Source organism: Desulfomonile tiedjei, from assembly GCA_016212925.1.
GTDB lineage: Bacteria > Desulfobacterota > Desulfomonilia > Desulfomonilales > Desulfomonilaceae > JACRDF01.
Genome location: JACRDF010000040.1, coordinates 95165 through 119690, shown reverse-complemented (window position 1 = coordinate 119690; position 24526 = coordinate 95165). Strand labels below are relative to the sequence as shown.

Annotated in this window: 24 protein-coding genes and 2 tRNA genes; 14 read left to right on the top strand and 12 right to left on the bottom strand. The window is 52.4% G+C overall.

Annotation, left to right across the window (positions count from 1 at the left end):
* Positions 1-30: 30 nt before the first annotated feature.
* A complete protein-coding gene (locus tag HY913_16660; GenBank protein ID MBI4964907.1) occupies positions 31-564 on the bottom strand; it encodes a bifunctional nuclease family protein in 534 nt (177 codons plus the stop codon).
* 357 nt (positions 565-921) lie between these two features.
* On the opposite strand from HY913_16660, the gene HY913_16655 reads away from it, so the two are divergent.
* Positions 922-1107, top strand: coding sequence for a 4Fe-4S binding protein (locus tag HY913_16655; protein MBI4964906.1), 186 nt, complete (start codon positions 922-924; stop codon positions 1105-1107).
* Positions 1108-1454: 347 nt separating this feature from the next.
* Here HY913_16655 and HY913_16650 read toward each other — a convergent pair whose 3' ends face one another.
* The 3 genes from HY913_16650 to HY913_16640 form a co-directional block, all read right to left on the bottom strand.
* Positions 1455-2234, bottom strand: a complete 780-nt coding sequence (locus tag HY913_16650; protein MBI4964905.1) for a segregation/condensation protein A — start codon at positions 2232-2234, stop codon at positions 1455-1457.
* 5 nt (positions 2235-2239) lie between these two features.
* Positions 2240-2899, bottom strand: a complete 660-nt coding sequence (locus HY913_16645; protein MBI4964904.1) for a site-2 protease family protein — start codon at positions 2897-2899, stop codon at positions 2240-2242.
* A gap of 295 nt (positions 2900-3194) precedes the next feature.
* A complete protein-coding gene (locus HY913_16640) occupies positions 3195-3590 on the bottom strand; it encodes a hypothetical protein (GenBank protein MBI4964903.1) in 396 nt (131 codons plus the stop codon).
* Positions 3591-5360: 1770 nt separating this feature from the next.
* On the opposite strand from HY913_16640, the gene HY913_16635 reads away from it, so the two are divergent.
* Together HY913_16635 and HY913_16630 are read left to right on the top strand one after the other, a co-directional pair.
* Entirely contained in the window at positions 5361-5936 is a 576-nt protein-coding gene (locus tag HY913_16635) for a hypothetical protein (protein ID MBI4964902.1), read from the top strand.
* Between the two features lie 66 nt (positions 5937-6002).
* Positions 6003-6905, top strand: a complete 903-nt coding sequence (locus HY913_16630) for a hypothetical protein (protein ID MBI4964901.1) — start codon at positions 6003-6005, stop codon at positions 6903-6905.
* 119 nt (positions 6906-7024) lie between these two features.
* On the opposite strand, the gene HY913_16625 is transcribed toward HY913_16630, so the two are convergent.
* Both HY913_16625 and ispE read right to left on the bottom strand, forming a co-directional pair.
* Positions 7025-7099 (bottom strand) — tRNA-Gln (locus HY913_16625).
* A gap of 44 nt (positions 7100-7143) precedes the next feature.
* Positions 7144-8001, bottom strand: coding sequence for a 4-(cytidine 5'-diphospho)-2-C-methyl-D-erythritol kinase (gene ispE, locus HY913_16620; protein ID MBI4964900.1), 858 nt, complete (start codon positions 7999-8001; stop codon positions 7144-7146).
* Positions 8002-8083: 82 nt separating this feature from the next.
* Here ispE and HY913_16615 point away from each other — a divergent pair, with 82 nt between their 5' ends.
* From HY913_16615 to HY913_16580, 8 genes are all read left to right on the top strand, one after another.
* Complete coding sequence (locus HY913_16615) at positions 8084-8722, top strand: methyltransferase domain-containing protein (protein MBI4964899.1); 639 nt, start codon at positions 8084-8086, stop codon at positions 8720-8722.
* Between the two features lie 115 nt (positions 8723-8837).
* On the top strand, positions 8838-9044 hold the full coding sequence (locus HY913_16610; protein MBI4964898.1) for a hypothetical protein: 207 nt from the start codon (positions 8838-8840) through the stop codon (positions 9042-9044).
* Positions 9045-9463: 419 nt separating this feature from the next.
* Positions 9464-9859, top strand: a complete 396-nt coding sequence (locus HY913_16605; protein MBI4964897.1) for a class II SORL domain-containing protein — start codon at positions 9464-9466, stop codon at positions 9857-9859.
* A 506-nt stretch (positions 9860-10365) separates the two neighbouring features.
* Positions 10366-11289, top strand: a complete 924-nt coding sequence (locus tag HY913_16600) for an AMIN domain-containing protein (GenBank protein MBI4964896.1) — start codon at positions 10366-10368, stop codon at positions 11287-11289.
* A gap of 433 nt (positions 11290-11722) precedes the next feature.
* Positions 11723-12331: an ankyrin repeat domain-containing protein gene (locus tag HY913_16595; protein ID MBI4964895.1), complete on the top strand. Its 609-nt coding sequence runs from the start codon at positions 11723-11725 to the stop codon at positions 12329-12331.
* Positions 12332-12440: 109 nt separating this feature from the next.
* Complete coding sequence (locus tag HY913_16590; GenBank protein ID MBI4964894.1) at positions 12441-12911, top strand: DoxX family membrane protein; 471 nt, start codon at positions 12441-12443, stop codon at positions 12909-12911.
* Positions 12912-13309: 398 nt separating this feature from the next.
* A complete protein-coding gene (locus HY913_16585; GenBank protein ID MBI4964893.1) occupies positions 13310-15106 on the top strand; it encodes a PAS domain S-box protein in 1797 nt (598 codons plus the stop codon).
* A 243-nt stretch (positions 15107-15349) separates the two neighbouring features.
* A tRNA-Ser gene (locus HY913_16580) sits at positions 15350-15435 on the top strand.
* A gap of 248 nt (positions 15436-15683) precedes the next feature.
* On the opposite strand, the gene HY913_16575 is transcribed toward HY913_16580, so the two are convergent.
* From HY913_16575 to HY913_16565, 3 genes are read right to left on the bottom strand one after another with little or no spacing between them, the layout of a single operon-like run.
* A complete protein-coding gene (locus HY913_16575; protein MBI4964892.1) occupies positions 15684-16151 on the bottom strand; it encodes a hypothetical protein in 468 nt (155 codons plus the stop codon).
* Positions 16152-16164: 13 nt separating this feature from the next.
* Entirely contained in the window at positions 16165-16863 is a 699-nt protein-coding gene (locus HY913_16570; GenBank protein MBI4964891.1) for a hypothetical protein, read from the bottom strand.
* The gene (locus HY913_16565; protein ID MBI4964890.1) at positions 16860-17789 is read right to left on the bottom strand and encodes an AAA family ATPase; all 930 of its coding nucleotides are present in this window, start codon (positions 17787-17789) and stop codon (positions 16860-16862) included. The genes HY913_16570 and HY913_16565 overlap by 4 nt, the downstream gene beginning before the upstream one ends.
* Positions 17790-18237: 448 nt before the next feature.
* Here HY913_16565 and HY913_16560 point away from each other — a divergent pair, with 448 nt between their 5' ends.
* The 3 genes from HY913_16560 to HY913_16550 are packed head-to-tail and all read left to right on the top strand — an operon-like array spanning position 18238 to position 20286.
* Positions 18238-18621: a hypothetical protein gene (locus HY913_16560; protein MBI4964889.1), complete on the top strand. Its 384-nt coding sequence runs from the start codon at positions 18238-18240 to the stop codon at positions 18619-18621.
* A gap of 37 nt (positions 18622-18658) precedes the next feature.
* A complete protein-coding gene (locus tag HY913_16555; protein ID MBI4964888.1) occupies positions 18659-19375 on the top strand; it encodes a hypothetical protein in 717 nt (238 codons plus the stop codon).
* Positions 19372-20286 carry a hypothetical protein gene (locus HY913_16550; GenBank protein ID MBI4964887.1) on the top strand — a complete coding sequence of 305 codons (915 nt, stop codon included), beginning with the start codon at positions 19372-19374 and terminating at the stop codon, positions 20284-20286. Before HY913_16555 ends, HY913_16550 begins: the two co-directional genes overlap by 4 nt.
* Positions 20287-20926: 640 nt before the next feature.
* Here the strand turns inward: HY913_16550 and HY913_16545 are convergent.
* Genes HY913_16545 through HY913_16535 form a run of 3 tightly spaced genes read right to left on the bottom strand, consistent with a single transcriptional unit; the run spans position 20927 to position 24506 of the window.
* Complete coding sequence (locus HY913_16545; GenBank protein ID MBI4964886.1) at positions 20927-22090, bottom strand: (Fe-S)-binding protein; 1164 nt, start codon at positions 22088-22090, stop codon at positions 20927-20929.
* Positions 22090-23469, bottom strand: a complete 1380-nt coding sequence (locus HY913_16540) for an FAD-binding oxidoreductase (protein ID MBI4964885.1) — start codon at positions 23467-23469, stop codon at positions 22090-22092. Before HY913_16540 ends, HY913_16545 begins: the two co-directional genes overlap by 1 nt.
* Positions 23469-24506: a (Fe-S)-binding protein gene (locus HY913_16535; GenBank protein ID MBI4964884.1), complete on the bottom strand. Its 1038-nt coding sequence runs from the start codon at positions 24504-24506 to the stop codon at positions 23469-23471. The genes HY913_16540 and HY913_16535 overlap by 1 nt, the downstream gene beginning before the upstream one ends.
* Between the last annotated feature and the right edge of the window lie 20 nt (positions 24507-24526).

Genomic DNA, 24526 nt, shown 5'->3' with positions numbered 1-24526 from the left:
AATGCGACAGGACGGGGGTTAGCTTAGGGGCTAGGCATTGCCCAAATCGTCGGGATTCATCCTTTCCAGGATTTTGGTCAACTCCTCGTCGGTTCTATCAATATCTTCCTGGGTCAAGATAACCTTCTGTTTTGATGTTTCAACCTGGTCGGCCTGCGTCATTCCCTCGATCACCTGCTCGCTCACGAAAATGGGTGCGCCGGTCCACGTGGCCAACACCAGAGAGTCCGAAGGGCGTGCATCCACGGTTATCAGCTTCGCGTCCGGGCTTTTCAGGTATATTGTGGCGTAATAAGTGTGATCTCGCAGGTCGTCGATCTCAATGTGCTCGATACGGATACCCGATTTCTCCATTATGGTCCTCAGCAATTCGTGTGTCAGCGGCCTTTGAAATATCTCCTTGGTAATGGCACGCTGCAAGGCCATGGCTTCTACGGGTCCGATCCATATGTAAAGTTCTCTCTCGCCTGCCTTTTCCTTTAGCACCACAACCGGCTGCATATTTCTAGTATCGGATGCGATGGCCGTGATGGTCATTTCTTTGAATTTCTTTTCACTTTTCATTTGGGAACCTCTGAAGCGTGACGGGATTCCGAGAAGGAGGGCACGCGCGGCGCAGACATGCCCGGCTGTCCGTCATCATTTTCATGGGTGGGATCGAAGGCCTGGAAGGGCCAGAGGACCACTGAACGCTTCCGGAGCATCCTTAGCTTTTACATAGGCCTCTTCTAATGGGCCTGATACCATATGAAGCAAGTTAACACCCGCGCGGTGTCTTGTCAATGGGACCGGAGCCTTGCCCCGCCTTGACGCAGAGATGCCTGCAATTGTATTATTGGCTGCCCAACCAACCATTGAGCTGTGCCGCGCACGATGCCTCTGGCTGTGCGTGCAACCATTCCGGATACCAGGAGTTAGACGATGTACTTACCGAGAATCAGTGAAGAAAAATGCAAACAGTGCGGTGAATGTGTGGACGTTTGTCCTGCGGATGTCCTCTCTGTTGAGGAAAATTCAACCACGGTAGTCAATCCTCAGGACTGCTTGGGATGTGAATCTTGCGTCTCCGTTTGCCCCGAAGAAGCTATCACGGTGGAAGAAATCTGAGCTGGCGGGAACTGGATGAAAGCAATGGGGGTATCTACGAAATTCCCCGACGACGCTGACCATTCAGCTATGGATGGGGGCTTCACATCGTGCCGATGCCGGAGGACTGTGGGGCAGGCTTTCCAGCCTGCCATTATTGACATCTGAGAGCTGGCAGGCTGGAAAGCCTGCCCCACAAAAACATTCCTACCCTCGAAGGGCTGAAAGGTCACGACGATGCTGGAAACCTTCACTCTGGGTCGGCAAAAGACCAAGCGATGCACTCTAACGTTTAGCCTAACCGGATTCGAGCGTCATACCCCTCGCGTGACTAGGCCATCTCCTTCAATGCGAAATATTACGAGATTTCATTCGCCAGCGTACGCTGTAACCGTCTGCACGGAATCCGACCCGGAATCGGTTTCCGAGTCCACGGCCACACGCCTCGAAATCAGTATCGTCCCAAAGGGAACGTCCTGATATATCCTCACTAATTGCAGTTTTACTATTTCGAGCAATGCCAGAAGCGTTGTCACTACGCTGAGCCGCGACAGATCGTCTTCGAAAAGGGAAGCAAAGGTGATCCAATCCTGAGACCCGATCCGTCCCAGGATGTGGTTGATCTTGTCCTTGACAAGGAGGCGATCGGGTTCCAATTCGATTAAGTCGCGGCGTGACGTGCGGGCCAGGAGGCCTCGGAGGGCCTCCAGTAGTTCAGGCAGTCCTACCTCAAGCGGCTGTCTCGATTTGGGCAGGTCTACATCTTCGTCTCCGGCCTCTCTCACAAAGATGTCCCGTTCCAACATCGGCACCGAGGCAAGGGTCTCGGCGGCTTCCCTATAACGCTTGTATTCAAGAAGGTGCGCGACCAGCTCCTCTCTGGGATCGGGCCCGGCCTCTTCGTTCGCTCTATCTTCATTTACGGGCAGAAGCATCTGGGATTTGATGTGGGTAAGGTAAGCGGCCATGACGAGGTACTCCCCCGCCACGTCCAGGTTGAGTGACTTCATCAGCTCTATAGTCTGGAGGTACTGCTGCGCGATCAATGCGATGGGAATGTCGGTAATACTGACTTCATTGCGATGGATCAAGTGAAGCAGGAGATCCAGCGGGCCTTCGAAGATCTCTAGTTTTACCTCATAAGACATGGCGCTCAACCCAGGCCGGAAAGCAACAGCCTCGTCACGAACTCGATAGGAGGCATGATCACGTAGTTGATCACGCCGGTGAAGATCAAGAGCATCAGAATGATGAATCCGTATGGTTGAAGCTTCTCATATTCATACGCCTGGGCCCGCGGGAGCAGTCCGGCAAGTATGCTGGATCCGTCCAGCGGGGGAACCGGTATGAGGTTGAATATGGCCAGGACCACATTAATCTGTACGCCGTAAGCCAGGATGAGGAAGAGCGGCCGGAGAAAAAACGCTCCGCCTGGGCCGCTTCGAGGCCCTCCCCAGACTCCCACGAGGATGTGGAGCAGCACGGCCAGCAGCGTGGCGGTGATCATATTGGCCGCGGGACCGCCCAAGCTAATCCAGATCATGTCTTTTCTGGGGTTTTGGAGATAACGCGGATCAACCGGAACAGGCTTGGCCCACCCTATCATCTGCGTGAGCACCAGAACGAGCGTTCCAAAGAGGTCCAAATGACTGATCGGGTTGAAGGTCAGCCTTCCGGCCATCTTTGCTGTCGGATCACCCAGCCTGTACGCCACGTACCCGTGGGTGAACTCGTGAACGGTTATCGCGAGAAGGAACCCTGGAGCAATCAGAGCAAGTTTCTGCAAAACAGCTAATATGTAGTTTGTGTCCATGGCTTGAGCAAGTGTTCTTGGAGAGCGCCCGGGGAGGCCCTTTTTGCAAAAAGGGCCTCCCCGGACCCCTCCCCAAAAACTCCTATGATTTGCAACCCCTGCCTCTAACGAGGCAGGGGTTGGGGCTGAACGAGTGGCTAGTTGGCAGTCTGCGTATCAGGCGCGCCGCATGCCTAACTGTAGCTGAACATGTCTGCAATAATTGAGAGTTTTTGAAGGGGGTGCCGGGGGAAACTTTTTGCAAAAAGTTTCCCCCGGCATGTCTTCAAATGCTTTCAGGGTTTTGCAGCCGTTTCTATCCCTTTTTCTTGGCTTCCGGTTTTCCTTTAGCCTGTCCTTTTGCGGCTGCCGGGGCTTTCTTTTTCGCGGGAGCTTTTTTCTCGGGTTCGGCTTCTTTTTTGGCTTTAACTTTCTTCCCGCTGGCGACGGCTTCGGCTTTGGCGGCCGCGGCCTCGGCTATGCGCTGTTCTTTCTTTTCCTGAAGTTGTTTGGTCTGATTTTCCAGGAACAGGATTCGAGCTATGGCCCCATCGATTTGTTTGATCTTGGCCTTATACTGTTTGATCTTCGGATCTTTTGCGATCTCTTTATCCTTCAGACCCTTCTCTTGCAAGAGACTCGTCCGGGATTCCATCTGCCCTGCGTACCGGGTCTTCTGGTTGACCTTTGTCTCCATATGCTTGGATGCCATGAACCACCTCTTACGACGTACCTAATGAGGAAAACTCCTTATACTAAAGTCACGCCCTTTGCAAGTCAAGCTTGCCTGGTAGTAACCACTAATCATTCACTTACGTGCGGGAGCGGCGCCCATGCCCCGAAGGGGCAGCCCAACAGTAGCCACGGGCGTAACCCGTGGACAATGGTCCACACAATCATTTGGATCACCGACCCTGGAGGGGTCGACCAATCCCGAAGTCCAACTCACATTCATGGTCGACCCCTCCAGGGCCTAGGCGTTAAGTAAAGAGTCATATTCCCCCGTGTTCCGGAGGAACACATGGTAGTAGGCCGGCGATTTATCGCCGGTTACTCGGCAAATTAGAAGGTTTTTTAGTCCCGGCAGGGACGGCTGGTGGCCACGCCTTCCAGCCATTGGCTCGGCCGTCCCTGCCGGGACTACGGGTCGTTTTTGGCCGCTTTCCCGGCGATGAATCGCCGGGCTACTTTCGTCTCGTCCCTCTGGGACGAAAGAGATTAGGAACTAAAGTTAACGCTTATGCCCCTCCAGGGTCGGTGATCCAGGGCTGTGGCAGTGCATCCGGTCCACGGGTTACATCCCGCGTCCCGCGGGACTACCATTGGTACGCCCCTTCAGGGCTCAGAATCCCTTCTAGCCCCGCAAGACTGAATGGTTACTCTTGCCGGTGGAATAGGCGCGGTGTTGGATCTCCCGGCTCCGCTGCCCCTTCCCCTCCACTTCTCCCGCCGGGTATTCGATCCCAGTAACTCACGGGGGCAACGGCTCTATAGATCCGCGGTGTCACTTCGGCCATAGGGGTCTCCACGATCAGTGTAGATGATCCAAAACCACTTGACGTGACGGGTTGTCGAATGGGGTATCGTGGGTGTTCACAAATTTATGGGATGGCCGCAGCTTGTATGGTACATGGAAAAGGGCCCTTCATTTAAGCAAAGGTTAAATTATCCATTCTCTCCAGCCGATTATTCTTCCAAATCTATCCGAATAGAATCCATTATCAAAGTGGAGTTTGGTGGTAACCGGTGAAATCTCAGGGATTTAAAAATATTGACATGAGTTGCGCCCACCTGCCAAATCGCGATGCGGAAATCACTCATTAAAGTTCGCACAAACACCCCAAACTTGAGTAATTACACCACTATATATTAGTATGGCTCTGAAAGCGACCTAATAGCCGGTCCCCCCAGGTTATGGTTATCGGCGCGTTCCAGGCGGTAAGGAGTTATGGCCCTACGCTCCTAACAAATCGCGGGTTTAGCGATTATTCGGTGATTTCATTCTGTTAAAAAATATAACCCACAATTTCGAATGCCTAAGGTCCGCGGTCAAGCCCCCCTGTTTTTTCCCCTTGACACACTAGATGTTGTGGCGGTATCCATTGGCCCCGCAAGGGGCATTGCCCCTGGAAACGACACAGCCCCCATATTGTAATGGAGGCTCTGTCCCGTGACGACTAAGTCGTAATTTGGCAATTTCCTCTTAGTCTACATCACCGGCCAGAGTCAAATCTTTTTTACGAGATGGGAGCGGAAAGGGGGTCCTATGGAAACCATAAGCAGCAGGGCAGGTCCCTGGACGGCTCACTTTTGGCTTCGACTCGGTCGGACGTGGTTTCTTCCTGAAGGCGTCGATCTACAGATCGCAATCGTCATAGGAAGATCCTAGTCTCGCAATCTTGTAACCAACGGGTCGCGGAGTGTTCCCTACACGGGAAGTCTCCCGGCCCTTTCTTCCTAAAGAGTGAACCAGGAGCAGCACATGGACGTTAGCCCCTCGCCCCCGCAAGCCCCGCTTATGTGGGAAATCGTAAAGCTGTTATTTGCTGCCTTTGTGGGATCTATCCTGGGGTTTGTTGGTGGTATTACTTTACGCCTTATGACCGACAAGCAGTTGTGTTGGCTTCGATTGAAACTGGGTTTTGTTAAACCCAACTACAGTCTAAAGCTGGGTCAAGCACGAGTGTTCCCTCTAGCCCGTACTCTCGTGTCGGGAACCATAAAGCAATATGCGTCTTTTTATGACGTCCGAGCAGAAAATGAAGAGGTTCCTGGAGATAATGTGTACTTAGAGATCATTGAGTTCACCGACCAACAAACCTTTATGCCTCTTCCAGGAATACTGGCCTTAGACCCTAAGAAATCGAATAACAAGATGCGTGCAACAAGGGCAGAGCCTCGTACTACTTTTTATGAAATGATCGAGAAGGGGAATGGTGTCTTGGTTGGTTGCGTAGGTACTAAGCGATACAGGATGAGCCATGATGACGCTTTTCTTTCGTACAAGTTCACGTGTTCACGCGTGACCATAGGGAAGGGAGAATTGAAGATTCCGTGAGGGCGTGAAATGCGAGAAGTTTCAGTCACCTTTAGATGCGGTATCGGCTATGGTTAGGAGCTAATAATGACACTCTTGGAAGATATTCAGAGCGCTGCGGTTGATGCAAAGAGCGATCTAGGAACGCTTTTGCGGAAATGCAAACTCCTGGGAGCACGACTCGGTAGCCAGCCCCTGGAGGATTGGCTCGTCTGGGAATCAAATGGCTACCCCGATCATGTTACAGTCCCTGATTACCGTGTTTGGAGCCTTCAGGTTAAGGGAACTTTCGTCGGGCCACTGGGTTCAGGACTGAAAACCCTTCCTGTCCCACTGGCGTGTATTCCTGAGAGATCCAGAGAGCACTTTCAGCGGTACGAGTGTAGGCAGAGCATCGCATTTGTTGAGGCCATGCTGGCGAAGGTTGGTGACGGAAGGATAAAAGTAGACACTGGAGATCTGGCCTTGACCCTTGGAGAGGACGTTTACGAGCACCAGAACTGTATTGAGGCGTGGGCAATATTTCCGACAGGCCAGCTTGTCGAATTGCTCAACGCTGTCCGGAATCGTATCTTGGATTTTGCGCTCGCTGTGTTGAAAGAAGCGCCGGAGGCAGGTGAATTGGCAAGCACTGCCCCTACAACGCTAGAGGAGGCAAGGGTGACTCAAATCTTCAATACTATTGTTAATGGCGGCTCGGCAAATTTGGTTGGAACCTCAAATTCATCCAAAATCGTGTTCAATGTAGCCACTGGAGATTTCTCTTCCTTGGAGTGCGTTCTTCTCGAAAACGGTGTGTTGGAAGAGGACACTGAAGAATTGCGAATGGCTCTGGAGTCAGAAAAAACAATGAAGGAGGGTTTTGGGCCAAAAGTTTCCGGCTGGATTGGCAAGATGATGAGTAAGGCAGCAGAGGGGGTGTGGAACATCGGCTTAGAGGCAGCTGGTAAGCTCTTGCGTGAGACGATAACGAAATACTATGGTTTGTAGGACAAACCAGTTTCTTTGTCACGGCTGGGGGCATTCATCGAAGAATAAATGGTGAGACTTTACTGACGACTCATTGAAGGAATTTGGAGGGGTTAACTTCAATGATATCAATCAGTTATTGGCTGGGGCGGGAGGATTCGAACCTCCGAATGCGGGATCCAAATTCCCGTGTCTTACCGCTTGACGACGCCCCAGCAGGTCCGCTCCCTGTCAAAGCAAAGGGAGGGTGGTGGATGATCTAATCGACTAATATGCCTCGATCCAAGGGCCGAGCCAATATACAGTTCCAAGTCGCGGAAAGCCGCGTTGCAACCTGTTTCAATTCCTCGGGCTCGCCCAAACCGAACACAGTGGGACCGCTTCCGCTCATGAGGGCCTTGTTCAGCCCGGCATCCCTCAGGGCCTTACGAATTGCCGCGATCTCGGGATGCAGGCCCGCTGCCACGGGTTGAAGGTCGTTGTGTAATATGCTTTCCCACCCAGGCCATTCCCTGAGCACATTTCGTAATTTACCTTTGCCGGCATTGGCTGTCAAGGTTCCGGAAAACCCACCGTAAACCAGAGCAGTGGAGACAGAAAAGCCCGGATTGACCAGAATCATGCTATAGTCGCTTGGCACAGCCACTTGGGTTAAGCGCTCCCCTATTCCCTCTCCAATCGCGGTGCCTCCTTTCAGGAAGAAAGGAACATCGGCACCGATGCTCAAAGCTCCCACCGCGAGGCGTTCATCAGAGAGAGGCAAATCGAACAGATCCCTTAGTCCCATGAGGGTCGCTGCTGCGTTCGAGCTGCCACCGCCCAGGCCTCCAGCCACCGGTATTTTCTTGCTCAATCGGATTTTGACCGAAATGCTTCTCCCTGTTTCGCTCTCAATCCAGCCGATGGCACGCATTACGAGGTTGCTCGCAGTCTCCAAATCCGCATGACCAGGGACTTCGAGGACACTGCTGCCCTGACCGGCCTCGATAATCAGCTCATCTTCCAGATCGATTGCCTGAAAGAGCGTTTCGATGTCATGATATCCGTCAGGTCGTCGGCCAAGTACTTTCAGATGAAGATTAACCTTGGCCGGCGATCTGACCCTCAGCGCCTTCATTGGGCATTAACTCCACGCAGTCCGGCTTGAGGATCAACATATAGTGGTGGTAATAAAAGTCAACAGGAGGACCGGAGAAACATTGGACCCTAGGATCGAATCCAAGGCCGAAGTCATTTCTCTTCCAATAGGAAGGTTCGAGGTTCGCATGCGCGTTCCGGCCGAACAAGAGGAGCACGGCCTGCGGCTATCTTGCTGGTGGGGAATAACCTCTGCGTCAGTGGCCCTATCTCGGCACATCGCCGCACTGGACAGCTTGGCCGGCCACAAGGCCATCGAATTGGGATGCGGTCTGGGCCTGGTGGGGATAACCGCCGAGTTGTCGGGCGCCCGGGTCCTATTTACGGATTACGTTCCCGAAGCCCTTCATTTTGCCGAGGAAAACTGCCGACTGAACCGTCTTAGAGAAGATGAAACCGATTTTCGCCTCCTGGACTGGGAAGGACCCGATGATGTCGGCCAGTTTGACCTGATCCTTGGTTCGGAGATTGTCTATGATTATTTCTTTCATGGCTCTCTGATCAAGCTCATTGACCGGATTCTAGCCTCTAACGGACGCTTGATCCTTGCCGACAGAAAGAGACTGGTTGTCAGCCGGTTCTTGGGGCGTCTGATAGGCAAGGGATTTGATTGCATTGAAACTGAAACGGTCATCCGGTTGGACGGGTTCCCCGACAGGGAAATCAGCATCTTCGAAATAACGCGCAGCAGGCCCGGTTGAGCCCGTGCCGAGACACTCAGCGATTCTTTGCTTTGTTCCTGCCCAAAACAATTTCGAATCCAATTCTCATGCATTGCATCTATATATTAAATGAACGAAGAGAGGAGGTGCTGCCATGTCGATCAAGAGCGATTTCATGAACGCTCTGAAAGAAACCGAAGAATCAAGATTTAACGACCGCGATCATCGTCCGATGGTGGAAGTCTGGCCCGATGACGAATTCGGTTTTTGGGTCTCCCAACATCAGGACGGGTCTAGACATATAATCTGCAACACACCGGAGTTCATGGACACACCATTCTGCGGCGTAGGCTACCATTAGTTTTGCGTGAGAAGTGTCGAGACAGTTCATCATGGGTGTAATTGACCACAGGCCCCTTCGCGCGGCGCGAAGGGGCCTTTTTTTTTTGGAGATGTGCCTGGAATTGGCGGCCTTGTCCAGACCTTCCGAATGGTGTGGAAGCGGGTCAGTTTGAAAATTCGGATTCGGTGGACGTAGCCCTACCGTCATTCCGGCGATCCCCAAGTTTACCCCGGTGAAAACCGGGGCCGGAATCCAGGAAAAGCAGACTGGACCCCGTTCTTCAACGGGGTGACGAAAGGAGTTGTTTTCGCTGGAGATAGAAGAACTCAAGCTGGCCCACTACCTGACTGGGTGTTATCTTGCAGGACTCGACGGCAACTGCTAAAATTTGCCGTCAGGTTGACACACAAACTAAATGCTGCATAGGGAGGGACAAAATGGGTAAGGTTGGCGAATTGTACCAGACCGCGGATTGGAAAACCGAGAAGCACGTGCCGGTCATCGAGTGTCCTGATGAAGTCACAGCGGACACAATGTTTGACGTGACTGTCTCCTTGGGCAAGGAAGTGGCCCATCCAAACACTACCGAGCACCACATAAGGTGGATTCAGCTATTCTTCAAGCCGGACGGCGACAAATTTGCTTATCAGATCGGAAATTACGAGTTCACCGCGCACGGCGAGTCTGTAGAAGGCCCCAACACAGGGCCTGTGTACACGAATCATTCGGTGGTTACCAAACTCAAGATCAAGAAATCAGGTGAGCTGTTTGCCACTTCTCTATGTAATATTCACGGGCTCTGGGAGAACGCCAAGGCGATCAAGGTGAAGTAGCGCAAATACCGCTTCACCGTAGTACCCATTGTGCCGGTAGGGGCGGTTCGTGAACCGCCCGAAATTAGGGCGCTTCTCGAAGCGCCCCTACATAAGAAATCCTCCGGTCACTTATTCTGAGACAGTTTCGGCAGTGGCGTCCGCTGAAACACCGCGCTAGCGGCGATTCGATCCACTGAGATCATTCCGGGGCACCCCAAGAGCGATCGAACATTAATTCCGGCCATTACCATCGTGTCCTTCCCTGTACTTGCTGGCATATTTCCCATTCATGCGAACCTTCCTGGCCAACAGACCTCCACCTGCCATGACACTATACTTTAAGTTAATTTATCAATGATTTAATTTTACGGTATTTATTTTGACATAAATGGCTCCGTATGCTATCCTCTACTCGGAAATTTCTTCCGCGGCTTCTTCTTTCCAAGAGAGACTTCCCGCGCCGGCCGCGTGTGGCCCGCGCGGGTCCGGGCCCTGAACCGCGGCAATCAGGAGAGGATAGGACAATGACCAACTTATCGCGACGGACCGTCACCATGTTTGCCTGCATACTGCTGGCTGCGTTTTGGAGCGAGGCCCCGGCCGCGAACCCCGCGAATGTTACAGGCGTGCAGGTGTCACCCGACTTCAGGCAAATAATGATCAAAGGTGACGGGCCACTTGGGAAGCACACAGCATTTGTCATTAATCAGCCTTACAGACTTGTAGTGGATTTCGACGACGCTGGAATTGGCCGCGAAGTCCCGGCCAGGACCAAAATCGGCGGAGATCTCATAAATGAGATACGCCTTGGAAAGGTCAATTCACGCATCCGAGTGGTTGCGGATTTCGGTGAAAACCCGGTTCCAGCCTTCAAGGTCCACCGTCAGGGCAACCTCGTGGTAGTTGCCCTGGACAACCGAACGGCTTCCATTCCTCGCACGGGAACGGGGTCTACGCCGGCACCTGTTGCATTAAGAGTTTCCCAAAAGGCCGAGACAGTAGCTCGCTCCACCAAAGCACCCTCGCCTCCAAAGGTTGAGAAGCCCTCAGGGATGGCGATCAAGACATCAGGGGTCAAAGACGGCCTAATCTTCGTTGAACTGGCGGATCGGGGCGACCCCAAACGCGTTTACCGCCTCTCCATAGACCTGGACTCGGCCGCGAGCCGAATCCAGCATGCCACCTTAAGTGACAATTCCGGCAACGTTCAACGGTTTGCACCTGGGGCTGACAAGCCGATACCAGGCGGGCAGGAAGAAAAGGCCAAAAGTGCCGCGGGACCGCGTCGGGAAGGATTGTCCCAAACCACTGACGCCACGAAGAGGATCAAATACCACTGGGGCCTGCCCAGTGTTGAGCCAAAAGAGCCTTACGATCAGCAAGTAAGCTCGCGAAGCCCCTTCCAGGTCGGCGATCGGTCGGTGGAGACCCGCGTCTCAGCCCGATGAGCAGTAAATAATGGCTGCCTTTGCCGAGACGACCTGCCGGTTCATCTTCGCGGTACAGGATAGGCCGCCAACAAACGCAGTCCTACTGTGGGTCCTGCCGAGTTCCCCCATTTCCACGGGATGACTGCGGTGTTACAGGACGTCCTCTCTGCTCTTGATTTCCCCGCTCTCTCGGATTATAGATGTTGGTCGCCCGGCCGTGGCTCACGGCAGCCTGCCAGACTTCGCAACAGTGCGGAGCCGTGCGGAGGACCTGGAGGCGAGAGACGCTCCAATCCGTGCGAGTAGTCAATTAGCCCTTCAATTCGGGAGACCGATAAGAAGAAAGAATCAGCACGGCACGGGAACAAAAAGCCTCTGCGGAAATCACAGACAGCATACCCGAGCGGGCTGCGGAGGTTAAAATATTTGGATAAACAAGGAGTGCATGGCATTGAAGATAGGTTATAAGCTAGCAATTATATTGCCCTTTATGGTAACAGGCGTTCTTTTTTTTGCGGTATTTGCCGGTCATCGAAGTGAGTCGTCGGCAAGCCTTGTGCAAGCGGCAACATCGGGCAACATTGACAAGTTGAGACAAGTCCTGGACCGAGGGGCGCATGTGGATTCCGTCGACCGGGAAGGAAACACGGCCCTTAACCGTGCCTCGCTTATGGGCCATGAAGACGCGGCGAAATTGCTCTTGCAGAACGGAGCGAACGTCGACGCGACGAGTAAGTTCGCCAAGACTGCTTTGATGGCCGCGGCGTCAAAGGGTCACCTCTCGGTGGTTTCTCTGCTTCTCGACAATCACGCGGACGTCAATGCCAGGGACAAATACGATCAGACTGCTTTAGTGTGCGCGTCTGTGCGGGGCCATAGTCCGACGGTCCGCCTGCTCCTTGAAAGAGGAGCTGATGTCAATGTAAAAACCAGAAAGGGTTTTACCGCGTTGAGTCTGGCTTCCGACCAGGGCTATAAAGACATAGTCGAAGAGATTCTGGAGAGAAGGCCGATTTTGACCGTCTGTGACAGGCAAGAGCGTGACTCAAAATACAGGTAGGCCTTTTGTTCAAGGGAGGCGTATGGTTCTCCTAGCCTAACGGCTCAGCCGCAAAGTGGAACGGAGGTGCGAGCCACCCTGCGGGTCGGTCGAATACGAGGGATAAGAAGTGAAGTACCTGACATTGACCGCGAGACTCATCATCGGCGGCCTGTTCATCTATGCCAGTGTGTACAAGATTCTTGATCCACTGGATTTCGCGGTGTCAATCAGGAACTACGGCCTATTACCACAGGAATGGAGCAATGCAGTTGCCCTGACGCTCCCGTGGATTGAGATGCTGGCCGGTATCTTTCTCATCATCGGTTTTCAGACGAAACCCTCTGCTTTGTTGACCACAGGTATGCTGGCCGTCTTTCTGGGGGCCCTTGTTTATGCCTTTTCCATCGGGTTGGACATAGACTGCGGATGTTTCAGCTCCGCGGCGGCGTCTCCAGGCCGGGTAAGCATGTACCATATTCTGCGTGACACAGCCCTTTTTGCAGTATCCTTATTTATTCTCGTGGCAGACAGCGCGGAGCTTGGGATTTCTGGTTTGTTTTCATATTTCCGGGGCCGTAAAGACCTAAAAACGGTTTGATGGCCGAATCGGGTTCAAGCCCCGGTTCGCCCGCCTCTTTTGACAGATCCGACCACATTTAATATCGCGCATCAAAAATAGGGAACCGTTGCGTGTGCGCCCCACCAGGGTGAAGGTCGTCGGAGGGCGGTTTGCCCCACACTGCCCCACACGCGCGTCAGGTCCGTTGCCAACGGGTCGATGAATGGCGACATTATCAAAGGAGTCGCGTCCTGCGCAATCCGCCTGTCAAGCCCCGCGAATTCTAAAGAAGAAAGGCTTGACTCCCACCAACTCGAGAGAGTAATGCTGCACTATTGGCCTTCTTTCTTGTTGACAACCATCGCCATGGCTTGACTGGTCGATGCAGCATCCGGGGGGCGCCGGCTTTGGATCCGGAACCCACGAAGGCGGGGAGCATGGAACAAGCGTTGAAGCCGCTCGAAAACTGGCCCCCAAACCCCGGCACCTTCCATGACCGGCTCGTCGAACTACGCTCCGCACAAATCCGGCAGCTTTATTCCGTGTCCGTACCCGGAATGGTTGGGGCGCAGATCACTGCGCTCGCGTTGACCATCGCCCTGTGGGACGTCGTCTCCCCGCGGCGCTTGCTGGCCTGGCTGGCAGTCTATTTCAGCATTCAGATAGTGCGATTTCGTCTGGTGCGACGATTCCAAAGGTCTTCGCCCTCCCCTGCAGACACCATTCCTTGGGGCGTCCGCTTCGCGAGGATAATCTTCGTATACGGTCTCAGTTGGGGAATGGCAGGCATTTTTCTATTTCCGGACAATTCCATTCCGCATCAGCTTCTTCTGACCTTTTTTATGGCTGGGGTCGGCGCGGCGGCTCTCGCGGCATATTCACCACTGAAGGCCTGCTACCTTCCCACCATTTGTGCAGAGTGCATTCCTGTGGCTCTGAGATGCTTTTACGAATTCGATTTCATACACTTGGTAGTCGGGATTCTGATGTTGGTGTACTGTGCCGGACTTGTTCTTGCCGGTGATCGCGTTCGCAAGAAGAACGAGGAGTCCTTGAGACTAGGATTCGAGAAAAACGATCTGCTGCTATCAGTTATGGAAAAGCAACAAGAGGCCGCCAAGCTTAACGAAGAACTTCTATCGGAAATTCAAGAACGGAATAGAGCACAACAGGCTTTTACGGAGAGCGAAGCCAGGTACCGAGAATTGGCCGAATTGCTGCCCCAGTTGATATTCGAACTCGACTTGAACGGCAATTTCACGTTTGTTAATCGCGCCGGTCTCGACATGATGGGTCGCTCTGCGCGCGACCTCGCCGGCGGATTGGCCCCTTCGGAGATCTGGGCCCCGGAGGATTGGGACCGGGCCCATCGGGAATTCGGAGGCGTTTTCGCGGGAATGAAAATGGCAGCAGTGGAGTACAACCTGAAAACGGTTCAGGGTGTTGATGTGCCTGTCATTGTTTATGCAAACCCGTTCACACGGCACGGCAAAATAGTCGGAGTTCGCGGTGTGGGCGTCGATGTGTCGGAGCTGAAAGCCACTCAGAATCGATTGATCTCTTCCTTGGAGGAGAAAGAAGTCCTAATGCGCGAAATTCACCACCGCGTAAAAAATAACCTTCAGGTGGTTTGCAGTCTACTTCGAGTGCAGCGAAGGACCCTCGACGATGGGCAGTTTGCTTCCATACTGAAAGAGTCGGAAAACCGAATAGTAACTATGGCCTCCGCTTACGAAAAGCTTTACCAGTCTCCAAATATCTCTGAGCTTAACGCCGCGGACTATCTGGGCTCGCTTGTGAGGCACGTTCACAGTTCGTACGAAACCGCGGCAACAGGGATAGAGATGAGGACGAAATTTGAAGACCTTACGCTTACCGTGGATTCTGCAATTTCTCTGGGATTAATAGCCACGGAGCTGGTTTCCAATTGCTTGAAACACGCATTTCCTCACCGTCCTAGCGGAAGGATTGAAATACTGCTTCATTCTCTGAATGATGGTCAGGTTGAGCTGAAGGTCTGTGACAGCGGCATAGGGTTTTCAGAAAAAATGGCCGAGTCCGAATACGATTCCTTGGGGCTACGTCTGGTGAGAATTTTTGCCCAACAACTCCGCGGCGAACTTAAGATTGCCAATGATGGAGGCACAACAGTGTCTGTGCGATTTCACAGGGCTGACGCTAAACAAAACCAGGAGTCTGACAATGCGTACAAAGACACGCATTCTGTCGGTTGAAGGTGAGATCATGGTTCAGGAGGAACCCGTAGTGCCAATGCGCGTGCAAGCAAGGGATCCTGCGTTGAATCGGCCGCTTGCCCAGGCACCAGGTCAGTGCTGCTTTTGCGGCAAAGTCGGCTTCACAGTTTGAAAGCGAGGTTGTATTAGGCATCTTTTCAGTGTTGCTGAAATGAAAGCACATTGGTATCGCTCGCGATGCGCCTTGACATGCCGAGGTAGCATCGGCTAGGATTCGCTCTCGGAGGGATGGCCGAGTGGTTTAAGGCGGCGGTCTTGAAAACCGTTGATCGAAAGATCCGGGGGTTCGAATCCCTCTCCCTCCGCCAGTTAACGCCTCTATATCATTGGACTATCTTCCTTGTCGCCCCCTTGGAAATGTGTATGCAGAGTGTATGCAAATTCTCCAGGGCCTAAGGCGCTGAGGCCCTCTGCGTTGTCTATCCTACGCGGCCATTATTGTAGTGCGGAGGCCTGCGGCGCCAAACAAATCAGCCAACGGGGGAAAAGCGGGTTTCTGAGAGTGATTCGGGGTATTCCGGCCTCCGCCCTTTTACCAGTCTTAGCGGAGAAAAAACTAACCACCGCAAACCGGACACACATTTCTGGCTACGTCCATACCGGCCCGACAGGCCGGACACGCAGTGATCCGGTTGAGCGCAGGGAGTTCGCGGCCGAACAAGAGCATCTGTACCCCCTGGCCTTCAAGGACCGACGCCACTCCCTCCTCATTTTTCAATCTCGTGCCCACGAGAAAGCCACGGACTTCATGCAACGGATAACGAATGGACAGAGCGGCAAGATAGCTGAGAATTTGCTTCGCAGCGGCCGGACCGACGTCTCTCTTCTTCAGTTCCACCAAATAGACTGTTTTATTGGTGACAAAGGCGATATCCAGCCTTCCCCCACACTCCGGAAGCGGCTCTTCTTGCAAGCATACATTGATGTCTCCTACCCTTCCGAGAGGCATGGGCCTCAGCATAGGATCAATCAGATTTGGGAAGTTGCGGACAACGTCCCTCAGATTGCGTTCTTTTCGCTTCATGTCGAACTGACCATCACTTTAGGACCATCCGTGCTATCTGTCCGTGCTGAGAAATCGCTATGGCCATACGCTCGTGAGGCGATTTTCTAAGAGCGGTTTTGGATCGTGATTGCGTAACAGGCTTGATCTTGATAGCCTTGGCAAAGGCACTGAGCGACGTGTCATCAGGAAACTGGTTTTCTAAAGCCATGGTGATAGCCTCAATGTCGCGCATGGTCATAAGCTTTCTGAACAACTCTCGCGCTTCGTTAAGCTGTTTGACCGGCGGATAGTTCTGGAAATCGCATTCCAACTCTTCGCGGAAGGCCTTGAGATACGGGTGCTCGCCTTCAGTCTCCTGTTTCCAGTAGTAGCAGATGAGAGCGTCAAGTGCTTCGGTCCCTGATCTTGGTGCCTTGGGAATCACGAGTCTCTTGTCTGCTGAAAGGGCCTGAAACTTCGCTTTTAGGTAAGCGGCAGTGAAGAATTTTGTTCGTGTAGGCTCCATGGTAACGAGGTTCCTGATTTGTGCACTGACGGGATGACTCAAGGCTTTCCGCTTCTGGGCCTCCGACATGGGTAGCCAGGGCTGAAGTTCCGACCAGGCGGCTCTCAGATGGCTTAGAACCTCTGCAATGGTGTCAGGAATCATTGAGGCGGGCAGTTTGGCTTTGCCATCAAATAAGCCTTTCAGCTCCTTCGTGATCATTATGATTTCTTCACGTGGAGTCATGCTGGTATCTCCCGCGCCCCAAGCGCCTCAACTAGGGCTTGCGTCAAAGCTTTGACATCACCATAAGCCTTACATTTGGCATCATAGAGGCAGAGCGGTTGTGAGTGCTGGACTGTCTCTGAGTGCGCGATGTATTCTCGCAATGGTTGGCTGGTGAATACTGCCGTCTGACTGTCCACAACCATGCTCCCACTGGTCCGCAGCTGCGAAACTGTGGAAACGATGCTGTCTACCCCAGCCTGATGGTCTCCGACAGTGGCTCTGTACCGGGTGAGTGCAACTCCAAGAATGGTTGGTAACCGCAGCGCCGTTTCATACTTCAGGCGTCGCCTGATCGCTTCTTCGAGTTCGTGGATGAGCAGCCTAAGACCAACAGTTGACAGGGAATCCGGAGTGCAAGGAATGATCACATAGTCTGCCGCAAAAAGGGCATTCTTGGCGACATTATATAGGTTGGGCGGACAATCGAGAATCGTGTAATCAAAGAGACCCTTCAGCCGGTCACGGTATTTTTCAAGATACCTCCACTCATCACATTGCTGATATGAATCACGAAGCCGGCGCATACCCTCCCTTTTGAAGATCCTGTCCTCCAGAGTAATCAGATGAAAGCTTGCAGGAAGAAGGTGGAACAGCGGGAGCCAGTTGTCCGATTCATGATCGAGATACGGCCGGAGGCAGAAGCGTAGTCTGAAATGCTTGTTGAACAAGCTACGCGTGGTCTCATTCAGGGCCGCTTGATTGTTGATAAGCTTCCATCGAGGCTCGCCGAGCAGCCAGATTGACGCATTGCACTGCGGATCTAGGTCAGCGAGAAGCACCTTCTTGGCGTACTCTTGTGCGAGACACGAGCCGAAATTTGCGGCAAGGGTCGTCTTACCCACCCCACCTTTGAAGTTGATTATGCTGATAATCTTTCCCGGCATGAAAGCCTCCAGGGAAAGCGGAGTTTTGAGGGACAGATTTCGCAACCATCGAGAAAGCTGGGCAGATTATAAGCCATCGAAAGGTCAATTGTCCAGGCTGCAAAATATTGGACTGTGGGTGAGTCTGAATTTCTTCCTCTGTCACTACATCGTCCTTGGCCAACAGCGCGTTGTACAGAAGTTTTTTGGTATCGCAGAAACTCATGGGAGATGAGGACACGGACAAAGGAGCGGTTCAAGCGTCAAGCGATCCTGTTTCTGCCATGAAACATCTGAAACATAAATAAGTCTTAAATAATAAAGGTTATTGAAGTGCCGAAAATGATTGACAGGCTAAAAAAAGCCACTTATCATTATGGCCATTCAATTCGGTGGCTTTTAGTAAGGAAGGCTAGGGGGCACTGCCAAGTCGGTAAGAAATGACCCAACGCCGATGTGAGGAAGAAAGATGAGCCTATCCAGCAATCTCTTGGAACCATATGCCACCAAGTTCGCAGACATCCTCCGAAGAATCGACGGTGAACTCGCAGATATCAACAGGCAGCTTGAGACCAAAGAGCTAGAAAGTGCTGTAGAAAAAGAATTAACTGCGTTGTTGGACAAGTACACTGACTTAATTGAAAGCCAAGAAAAGCCGGATGAGACGAGGGAGGAGATTAAGACCAAAATGATGGCGAAGTTTGGCCCGCATCTCATCGATAAAAGAACAGTATTGCTGAAAGAAGCAAAGGACAGATTACTCCGATTGAAAGCCGATGTTCAGTCGATTGCTCCTTCGTCAAGTTTCAGGCAGACTGCCCAGCCGGAGACTCCGTCCGTTTGCGTTTGCTGATGCAATTTATTACTGGTTTTCCGAAGAGGCGAGGGGGATGGCGTTCCCGGCACTGCAGACTGCCCGTTGGAATGTTATTGCCATCGTTGGATGGGTGGTGGCAGTTTCTTTGGTGTTATTTGCAGTAGTCTTATGGTTTTGCTGCCCATCACTGCTCGTTTCCTTAGATCGTCTTTTCCATAACATCCAGCATTTTTTCGATGTGCTGGCGTCCCTATCGTTTGGCCGTTGGTCGATAAACTTTGCCGGTTCATTCGTAGCGGCCTTCATCTCTTTTCCTCTCTTCCAATTCTTCAATCTGAAAAAGGAATCCCTAAGAAAGGATAATATAGACTTATTATCGATGCTCTTGAGATTCAAGGAAGCTAAGAAGGGCGTTAGATATGACCTCTTCTGTTTTACTCTGCGCTATGCTGCTGCTGCCGGTTTGCTGGCTGCGGCAGCGATTCATATGCATAGTGGAGGTTTGAAGCTGGACTTGGCTATTTTTCTGGGTTTCATTGGCCCGTTTATAATGAGGGAGAAACTGGTGGGGCAATTTGAACTCAGTGCGGAGACTAACGTCGCTAAAGCCCTCACCAATTTCGTTGATGATTCTGAGAGCCAGATGGAGATAATCAAACAAATAGGACAGGCTCCATCCATAGAAAAGGGCGAAGAGAGAAGCATAGCCAAAGCGATGCAGGAAGAGATAAAGGAAATCAAAGAAAAGTCAGCCCGTAAGGACGACGACACGAAGGGGCAGGAACCATGACGGATGAAGCGTTCGAAAGCAGGATCGCACAAAGGAATGAGTCCGATATTCAAGCTGAGAAGGAGCGAGATCTTTTCAAACGGCGCCGTTATGTTGAGGAAAAGCTTAATAGTTTCGATAGACAGCTGAAGAAAATAATTGAACTGAAAGGAGAAGGTGGTGACGAACTAAAGTCGTCCCTTCATTCTATAGAACTCGCATTGGACGACATTGGAGCCACCAATAAGCATATCGCTGATAATTACCGAACAACACTTCAAAGCGCAATTGAACGTTGCCTTCCAGATTTCGTCGCGCTTCCCGGTCACATCAGGAATGACCTTAGAAAAAGCAGTTATCATAGTGCAAGAAGAACTCTTAGTCATTTCCTCTTTGATCGTTACTTGGGAAAATGTAAAAGAGGAGAATGTCCTTCCTTTAAGGGAAAAGAAGTATTGGTAAAGTTTCTTGCTTCAATTTCTCTGGAAGGGCACACTTTGCGGATGGCTCGGTTTTACCATGCGTGTGGATGTCTTGACGCAGATGCCAACTATTACGGCGCAAGAAATGACGTACACACGGTATTGGATTGCGAAACATCGCTTCCAGATGATAGTCCATTGATTAGGCTTCTAGACCTTGACTCCGAGCAGGTCATGGGCAAAAACTGGCATGCCGCAAGAAAGCGCAAAGCATACTTGATTTTCTTGATGGAAGGCCAGCAACATGGTGGTCACGAGAGACACTATCGTACTGCGGATTCGTTTATACGCAAGTTGCATCGCCTGGCCGTCTCAACTACGGAGGCCAAGAAGTTATTGGATACCTGTTATTACATGGCAAATCCGCTTGACCTCTATCGTTTCTGCGAGATCAGGAGAAAATCTCAACATAATCTCAAAGCACTAAGTCCCAATTGTGTTGTACAATGATGTCAAGCCCAACCATTTCCTGCCTCAGGCTATCAACCTCGCAATTTCTTCCTGTGTTCACAGATGGTCTATATTCCGGCTTCCATCGCGGGTGCACCTCGCAAAATGCGATGAATCCAGGCGAAGTTGTAATACATGAAGTGCAGGGGCTGCGCGGTTCGGCATGGTGTATTACATCGGATAGCATTTCCTGTGGTGGGCAGGGCCCCCACCCTCCACAGGTGGTTTGTATGCAACGTATATGCAATCAGAAAATCACTCTCATAACAGACTAGAATCAGGCTATATTTTGGAACGTACCGGGGGTTCGAATCCCTCTCCTTCCACCACTAACACCCCGACATTATTCGGAGCATATCCCGAGCCTGGTTTGATGGTGCCACTTCGGGCTGGTCCGGCAGTGGCACTCGCTACAATGAAATCGCCTGAAATAGCCGTATTGCCGAAAACCATCTTTTCATAGCTAATCGGACATTATTTTGGGCAATCGGTTTGAAGCCGCTCGGCAGCTTGCCCATAACCAACGCCGCCACGATTGCGTACATGAAGAATTTTCCGAAGACTCTGCTTACGTCAGGTACGGGTTATACTGCCGGCGCTGTCCCCCTGGTGGCCGAGAGGACCCTACGCAAACGCGGCTTCAATCAACAGCGAGCCGTCTGTTTACGAACTCAGCCAGGTCCATTACTTCGAGATCATCCTGCAAGGCCTCCGCCTTGACCGCGTCGTCGAGCATCCTCGAGCATCCCGGACAAGCCACGGCCAAGACCTGAGCGCCCGTCGCGGCAGCTTCCCGGGCTCGTACTCGTGCCGGACTGTCAGGACCTCCACCCAACATTTCAGTAAACAGGTTGCCGCCTCCTCCACCGCAGCAGAGGGCATCTTTTTCGGCCCGGTCCATTTCTTTCAACTGCACGCCGGGGACTGCCGCCAGAATCTTTCTGGGGGCTCTGTATTCCTTGTTGTGTCTTCCCAGGTAACAGGGGTCGTGGAGAGTGACTCTTATCGGGCTTTCAGATTTCTTGAACCGCGCCTTTTTGATCAATGGCGCCAGGAGTTGGCTATAGTGGCACACGTCAAAATTGCCGCCAAGTTCCGGGTATTCGTTCCTGAAGGCATGATAGGCATGCGGAGAAAGGGTGACGATCTTCTGGACCCCCAGATCTTGATACTTGCGGATGTTCTTTTGCGCGATGTGGTCAAACAACCCCATTTCTCCCATGGCTTTGACATCATTGCCGTCGCAAAACTCTTCAGCGCCTAATATCCCGAATGATATCCCCATGTTTTTCAAGAGGCCGGCAACGGACCGAGCCATGCGTTGGCCGCGTTCGTCGAAAGACCCGACGCACCCGACATAGAACAAATACTCGTGCCGTGAATACGGCTCCAGGCCAAGACCGTCGGCCCATTTTCCACGGTCGGCCTCGGGCATCTTGTAAGGATTGCCGTACAAATGGATGCTCTTGAAGTAGTCTCTGACAGCCGGAGGCACAGCCCCTGTCGCAACAAGTTCTTCTCGACCTGCGATAAAAGCGTTCAAGATGTCGTCTTTGAATTTGGGAAACACACACTGTTCAACACAGTTTGCGCACGTAGCACACGAATAGAGGATTTCGGCAAATCGCGGACTAGTCTTGATTTCTCCGTCCAGCCACGCGCGCAGGAGCCACATACGTCCTCCCGGCGAATAGGTCTCGAAGCGGAAGTTCAAGTAGGATGGACAGTTCAGGTCCGCGTAACTGCTCGGTAATTTGCAATATCCGCACCGAAAGCATCTGTGGAGAATTTCAGAGTGTTCCATCAGTCCGCCTCCCAGTTGCCGGGGTTCATGATTCCATTGGGATCCAGGATTCCTCGAATGCGGTTCATGAGTTCAAAGGTGTGCTTGTCCATCCTCTTGATGATATGTTTCTGGGCTGGAGCTTCCGCTTTCCAAGGAATTCCTCCCATATCGAGTGCAGCTCGGTTCGTTTCTTCCAGGGCCGTCTGGGCTCGCTTTACATCCGCGGCGTCAGCTCGGTTGAAAGGATAAGCATAAAAGAACATCATGCAGTGACCCATGCCCAAAATCCTGGCGCCCGTGGAATACGTTGTTCCACATCGTGCGGCGATGTCCAGGCCCGCTTGATGGGCTTTCGGAAAAAGCTCAACAGGCATGATAGCCCCAACATACTCGAATCCCCCTCCTTTTCTGACGTCCGCGAAGCGGGTAAGTTGAGACGCCGGCGCTTCAAGAAAGGGCTTCTTCATCGGCGGCGGAAGCATCATGAAGCCTCCGGTCTTCGCGTCCATATATTTCTTAAGGGGAGAGCGAAGAAGGTTCTTCTTCCAGGCGAGTTCATCTTTACTATCCGCAGAGTAGTTGATGTTCACATGAATAAAACCTTCAGCCCAGTCCGGCTTGGGCGCCATCCAAGCGGTCACGTCCTCGGCAAGGCCCACGCCTGTAATCCGATGGATTATATCCGGGGCCAGTTCAGCATCTTCGACCACAAAAATAGCAACATCATTCAAAGCTCGGTTGGGAAAGAGCTTTATTGCAAGTTTGGTCGCAATCCCCGTTGTCCCTGCCCAACCCAGGAACAGCCCAGCCAGGTCCGGGAGTGGAGCTCGCGAAAACCAGTAAGGGCTCGTGGAGCACGAGCCTACCCGGACAATTTCTCCCGTGGGTAGGACGGCTTCAATTCCGTTGAGCATTTCCGAGTGAAAACCGGCCGCGTGGGACAGATGCCCCGAGCCGTGAATGAGCACGTTTCCGCCAACGGTGGCAATGGGCGGTGCGTCCGGCACAGAATGCTTGAGGCTCGGATGATGTTTCTTCAAGTATGCCTGGAGCATGCCCTGAGATGTTCCGGCCTCGACGATTGCGTACCGACTCTTCTCGTTGACCTCAAGGACGTGGTTCATCCTTTTCATGTCAACGACGATCCCGCCCTTCAAAGGCCGGGAAAGGCCCGAAAGAACAAGACCTCCGCCCATTGGCACGACTGGAATTTTCTTGCGGTTGGCCAGGAGCATTAGCTCCCGAACCTCTTCCGTGCTAGCCGGCATGACCGCGAAATCCGGTTCGGACGGCTCCATTGTCCCAGGGTCTCTGGAATAGATGAACTTCTCTTCAGGCTGATTTGAAACGTACCGTTCCCCTACGATTGCCACGAGTTCTTTGTAGATCTCTTCCATCAGAACACCCCTGTCCATTTTTCACCAAGGGCCGCGCGGCATAGGTCGCTCATGAGTATGGGCATCAGCCCACGTTCCGCGACGGTCTGACCCATCGTGAAAAAGCAAGCAGGACAGTTGAACACACAAATATTTGCTCCGGCAGCCAACATGTCGTCGATATTTCTTTTGACCAGATCATCGGCCAGTTCCTCCCGCTGTTGAAGCCTGAGCACTCCTCCGCAGCAGAGAGCGTTCTCCCGGTCGTATTCACGTTCGACCCTCTCAACACCGACACGCTTGAAAATCTCGTCCACCCAGTGCTGAGTCTCCGGGACAAGCCTGTTGGAACATGGCCTCTGATAAGCGGCCTTCATGGCCAGAGGCCGGATCTGGTCCTTTAACTCGTCCAGCCTCTTTGTAAGAAACTCGAACAGATGAATCGATTTGAACGGCACGTCAATGCCGAATGCAGGCGCGAGTTGCGTGTATGTGCCGTAGCACTCGTCGTGATAGCAGATCAATTCATTGGTGTCGCTGTCTTTCAGATAATATTGCCAGATGTTGGCGATCATTTGAGGCAGGCGCTCTCGAATAGTCGAGTTCTTGGCAAAATGCAGCCACATTATGTTGCAGAAGATGTCGCTGCCGACCATTGTGGAGACACCATCGAAAAGCTTCCCTTGGATGCATCCCTTGAGCATGGGAAAGTAGCACATGTTCAAAACCGGAGCGTGAACCTTCTCCGGTACTATTCTCCCCTTCGGAGCCATCATTTTGATCTGTTGCTTGGTCAACGGGATGGGAACCGGCCAAGCTCCGGATTGCTCTTGACGGTCCACGAGCAGGTAGAAAGGATGATTGCCGTGGGGGCAGTATTCCTCACATGCATAACAGGTTATGCAGTCCCTGAGGACCCTGCTGTCCTCGCCTCGAATCAGCCGCAGCCTCTCTTCCTTGGCCGATTTCAAATCGAGCGCCATGTACCGGCACTTCGTCAGACAGTCCACGGTTTCGCACTTCTCGCAAACAGCCTCATCGTATTTCAGTTCATACAAGGCGCTGCCTCCCCTTCTGC

What these genes read in the sequence shown, in the direction of transcription:
- HY913_16605 (MBI4964897.1), top strand. Translation starts at nt 9,464, where the DNA reads ATGGGTAAGGTTGGCGAATTGTACCAGACCGCGGATTGGAAAACCGAG.
- HY913_16650 (MBI4964905.1), bottom strand. Translation starts at nt 2,234, where the DNA reads ATGTCTTATGAGGTAAAACTAGAGATCTTCGAAGGCCCGCTGGATCTC.
- HY913_16550 (MBI4964887.1), top strand. Translation starts at nt 19,372, where the DNA reads ATGACGGATGAAGCGTTCGAAAGCAGGATCGCACAAAGGAATGAGTCC.
- HY913_16560 (MBI4964889.1), top strand. Translation starts at nt 18,238, where the DNA reads ATGAGCCTATCCAGCAATCTCTTGGAACCATATGCCACCAAGTTCGCA.
- HY913_16635 (MBI4964902.1), top strand. Translation starts at nt 5,361, where the DNA reads ATGGACGTTAGCCCCTCGCCCCCGCAAGCCCCGCTTATGTGGGAAATC.
- HY913_16630 (MBI4964901.1), top strand. Translation starts at nt 6,003, where the DNA reads ATGACACTCTTGGAAGATATTCAGAGCGCTGCGGTTGATGCAAAGAGC.
- HY913_16655 (MBI4964906.1), top strand. Translation starts at nt 922, where the DNA reads ATGTACTTACCGAGAATCAGTGAAGAAAAATGCAAACAGTGCGGTGAA.
- HY913_16575 (MBI4964892.1), bottom strand. Translation starts at nt 16,151, where the DNA reads ATGAAGCGAAAAGAACGCAATCTGAGGGACGTTGTCCGCAACTTCCCA.
- HY913_16645 (MBI4964904.1), bottom strand. Translation starts at nt 2,899, where the DNA reads ATGGACACAAACTACATATTAGCTGTTTTGCAGAAACTTGCTCTGATT.
- HY913_16555 (MBI4964888.1), top strand. Translation starts at nt 18,659, where the DNA reads ATGGCGTTCCCGGCACTGCAGACTGCCCGTTGGAATGTTATTGCCATC.
- HY913_16600 (MBI4964896.1), top strand. Translation starts at nt 10,366, where the DNA reads ATGACCAACTTATCGCGACGGACCGTCACCATGTTTGCCTGCATACTG.
- HY913_16610 (MBI4964898.1), top strand. Translation starts at nt 8,838, where the DNA reads ATGTCGATCAAGAGCGATTTCATGAACGCTCTGAAAGAAACCGAAGAA.
- HY913_16640 (MBI4964903.1), bottom strand. Translation starts at nt 3,590, where the DNA reads ATGGCATCCAAGCATATGGAGACAAAGGTCAACCAGAAGACCCGGTAC.
- HY913_16545 (MBI4964886.1), bottom strand. Translation starts at nt 22,090, where the DNA reads ATGGAACACTCTGAAATTCTCCACAGATGCTTTCGGTGCGGATATTGC.
- HY913_16540 (MBI4964885.1), bottom strand. Translation starts at nt 23,469, where the DNA reads ATGGAAGAGATCTACAAAGAACTCGTGGCAATCGTAGGGGAACGGTAC.
- HY913_16565 (MBI4964890.1), bottom strand. Translation starts at nt 17,789, where the DNA reads ATGCCGGGAAAGATTATCAGCATAATCAACTTCAAAGGTGGGGTGGGT.
- HY913_16660 (MBI4964907.1), bottom strand. Translation starts at nt 564, where the DNA reads ATGAAAAGTGAAAAGAAATTCAAAGAAATGACCATCACGGCCATCGCA.
- HY913_16585 (MBI4964893.1), top strand. Translation starts at nt 13,310, where the DNA reads ATGGAACAAGCGTTGAAGCCGCTCGAAAACTGGCCCCCAAACCCCGGC.
- ispE (MBI4964900.1), bottom strand. Translation starts at nt 8,001, where the DNA reads ATGAAGGCGCTGAGGGTCAGATCGCCGGCCAAGGTTAATCTTCATCTG.
- HY913_16570 (MBI4964891.1), bottom strand. Translation starts at nt 16,863, where the DNA reads ATGACTCCACGTGAAGAAATCATAATGATCACGAAGGAGCTGAAAGGC.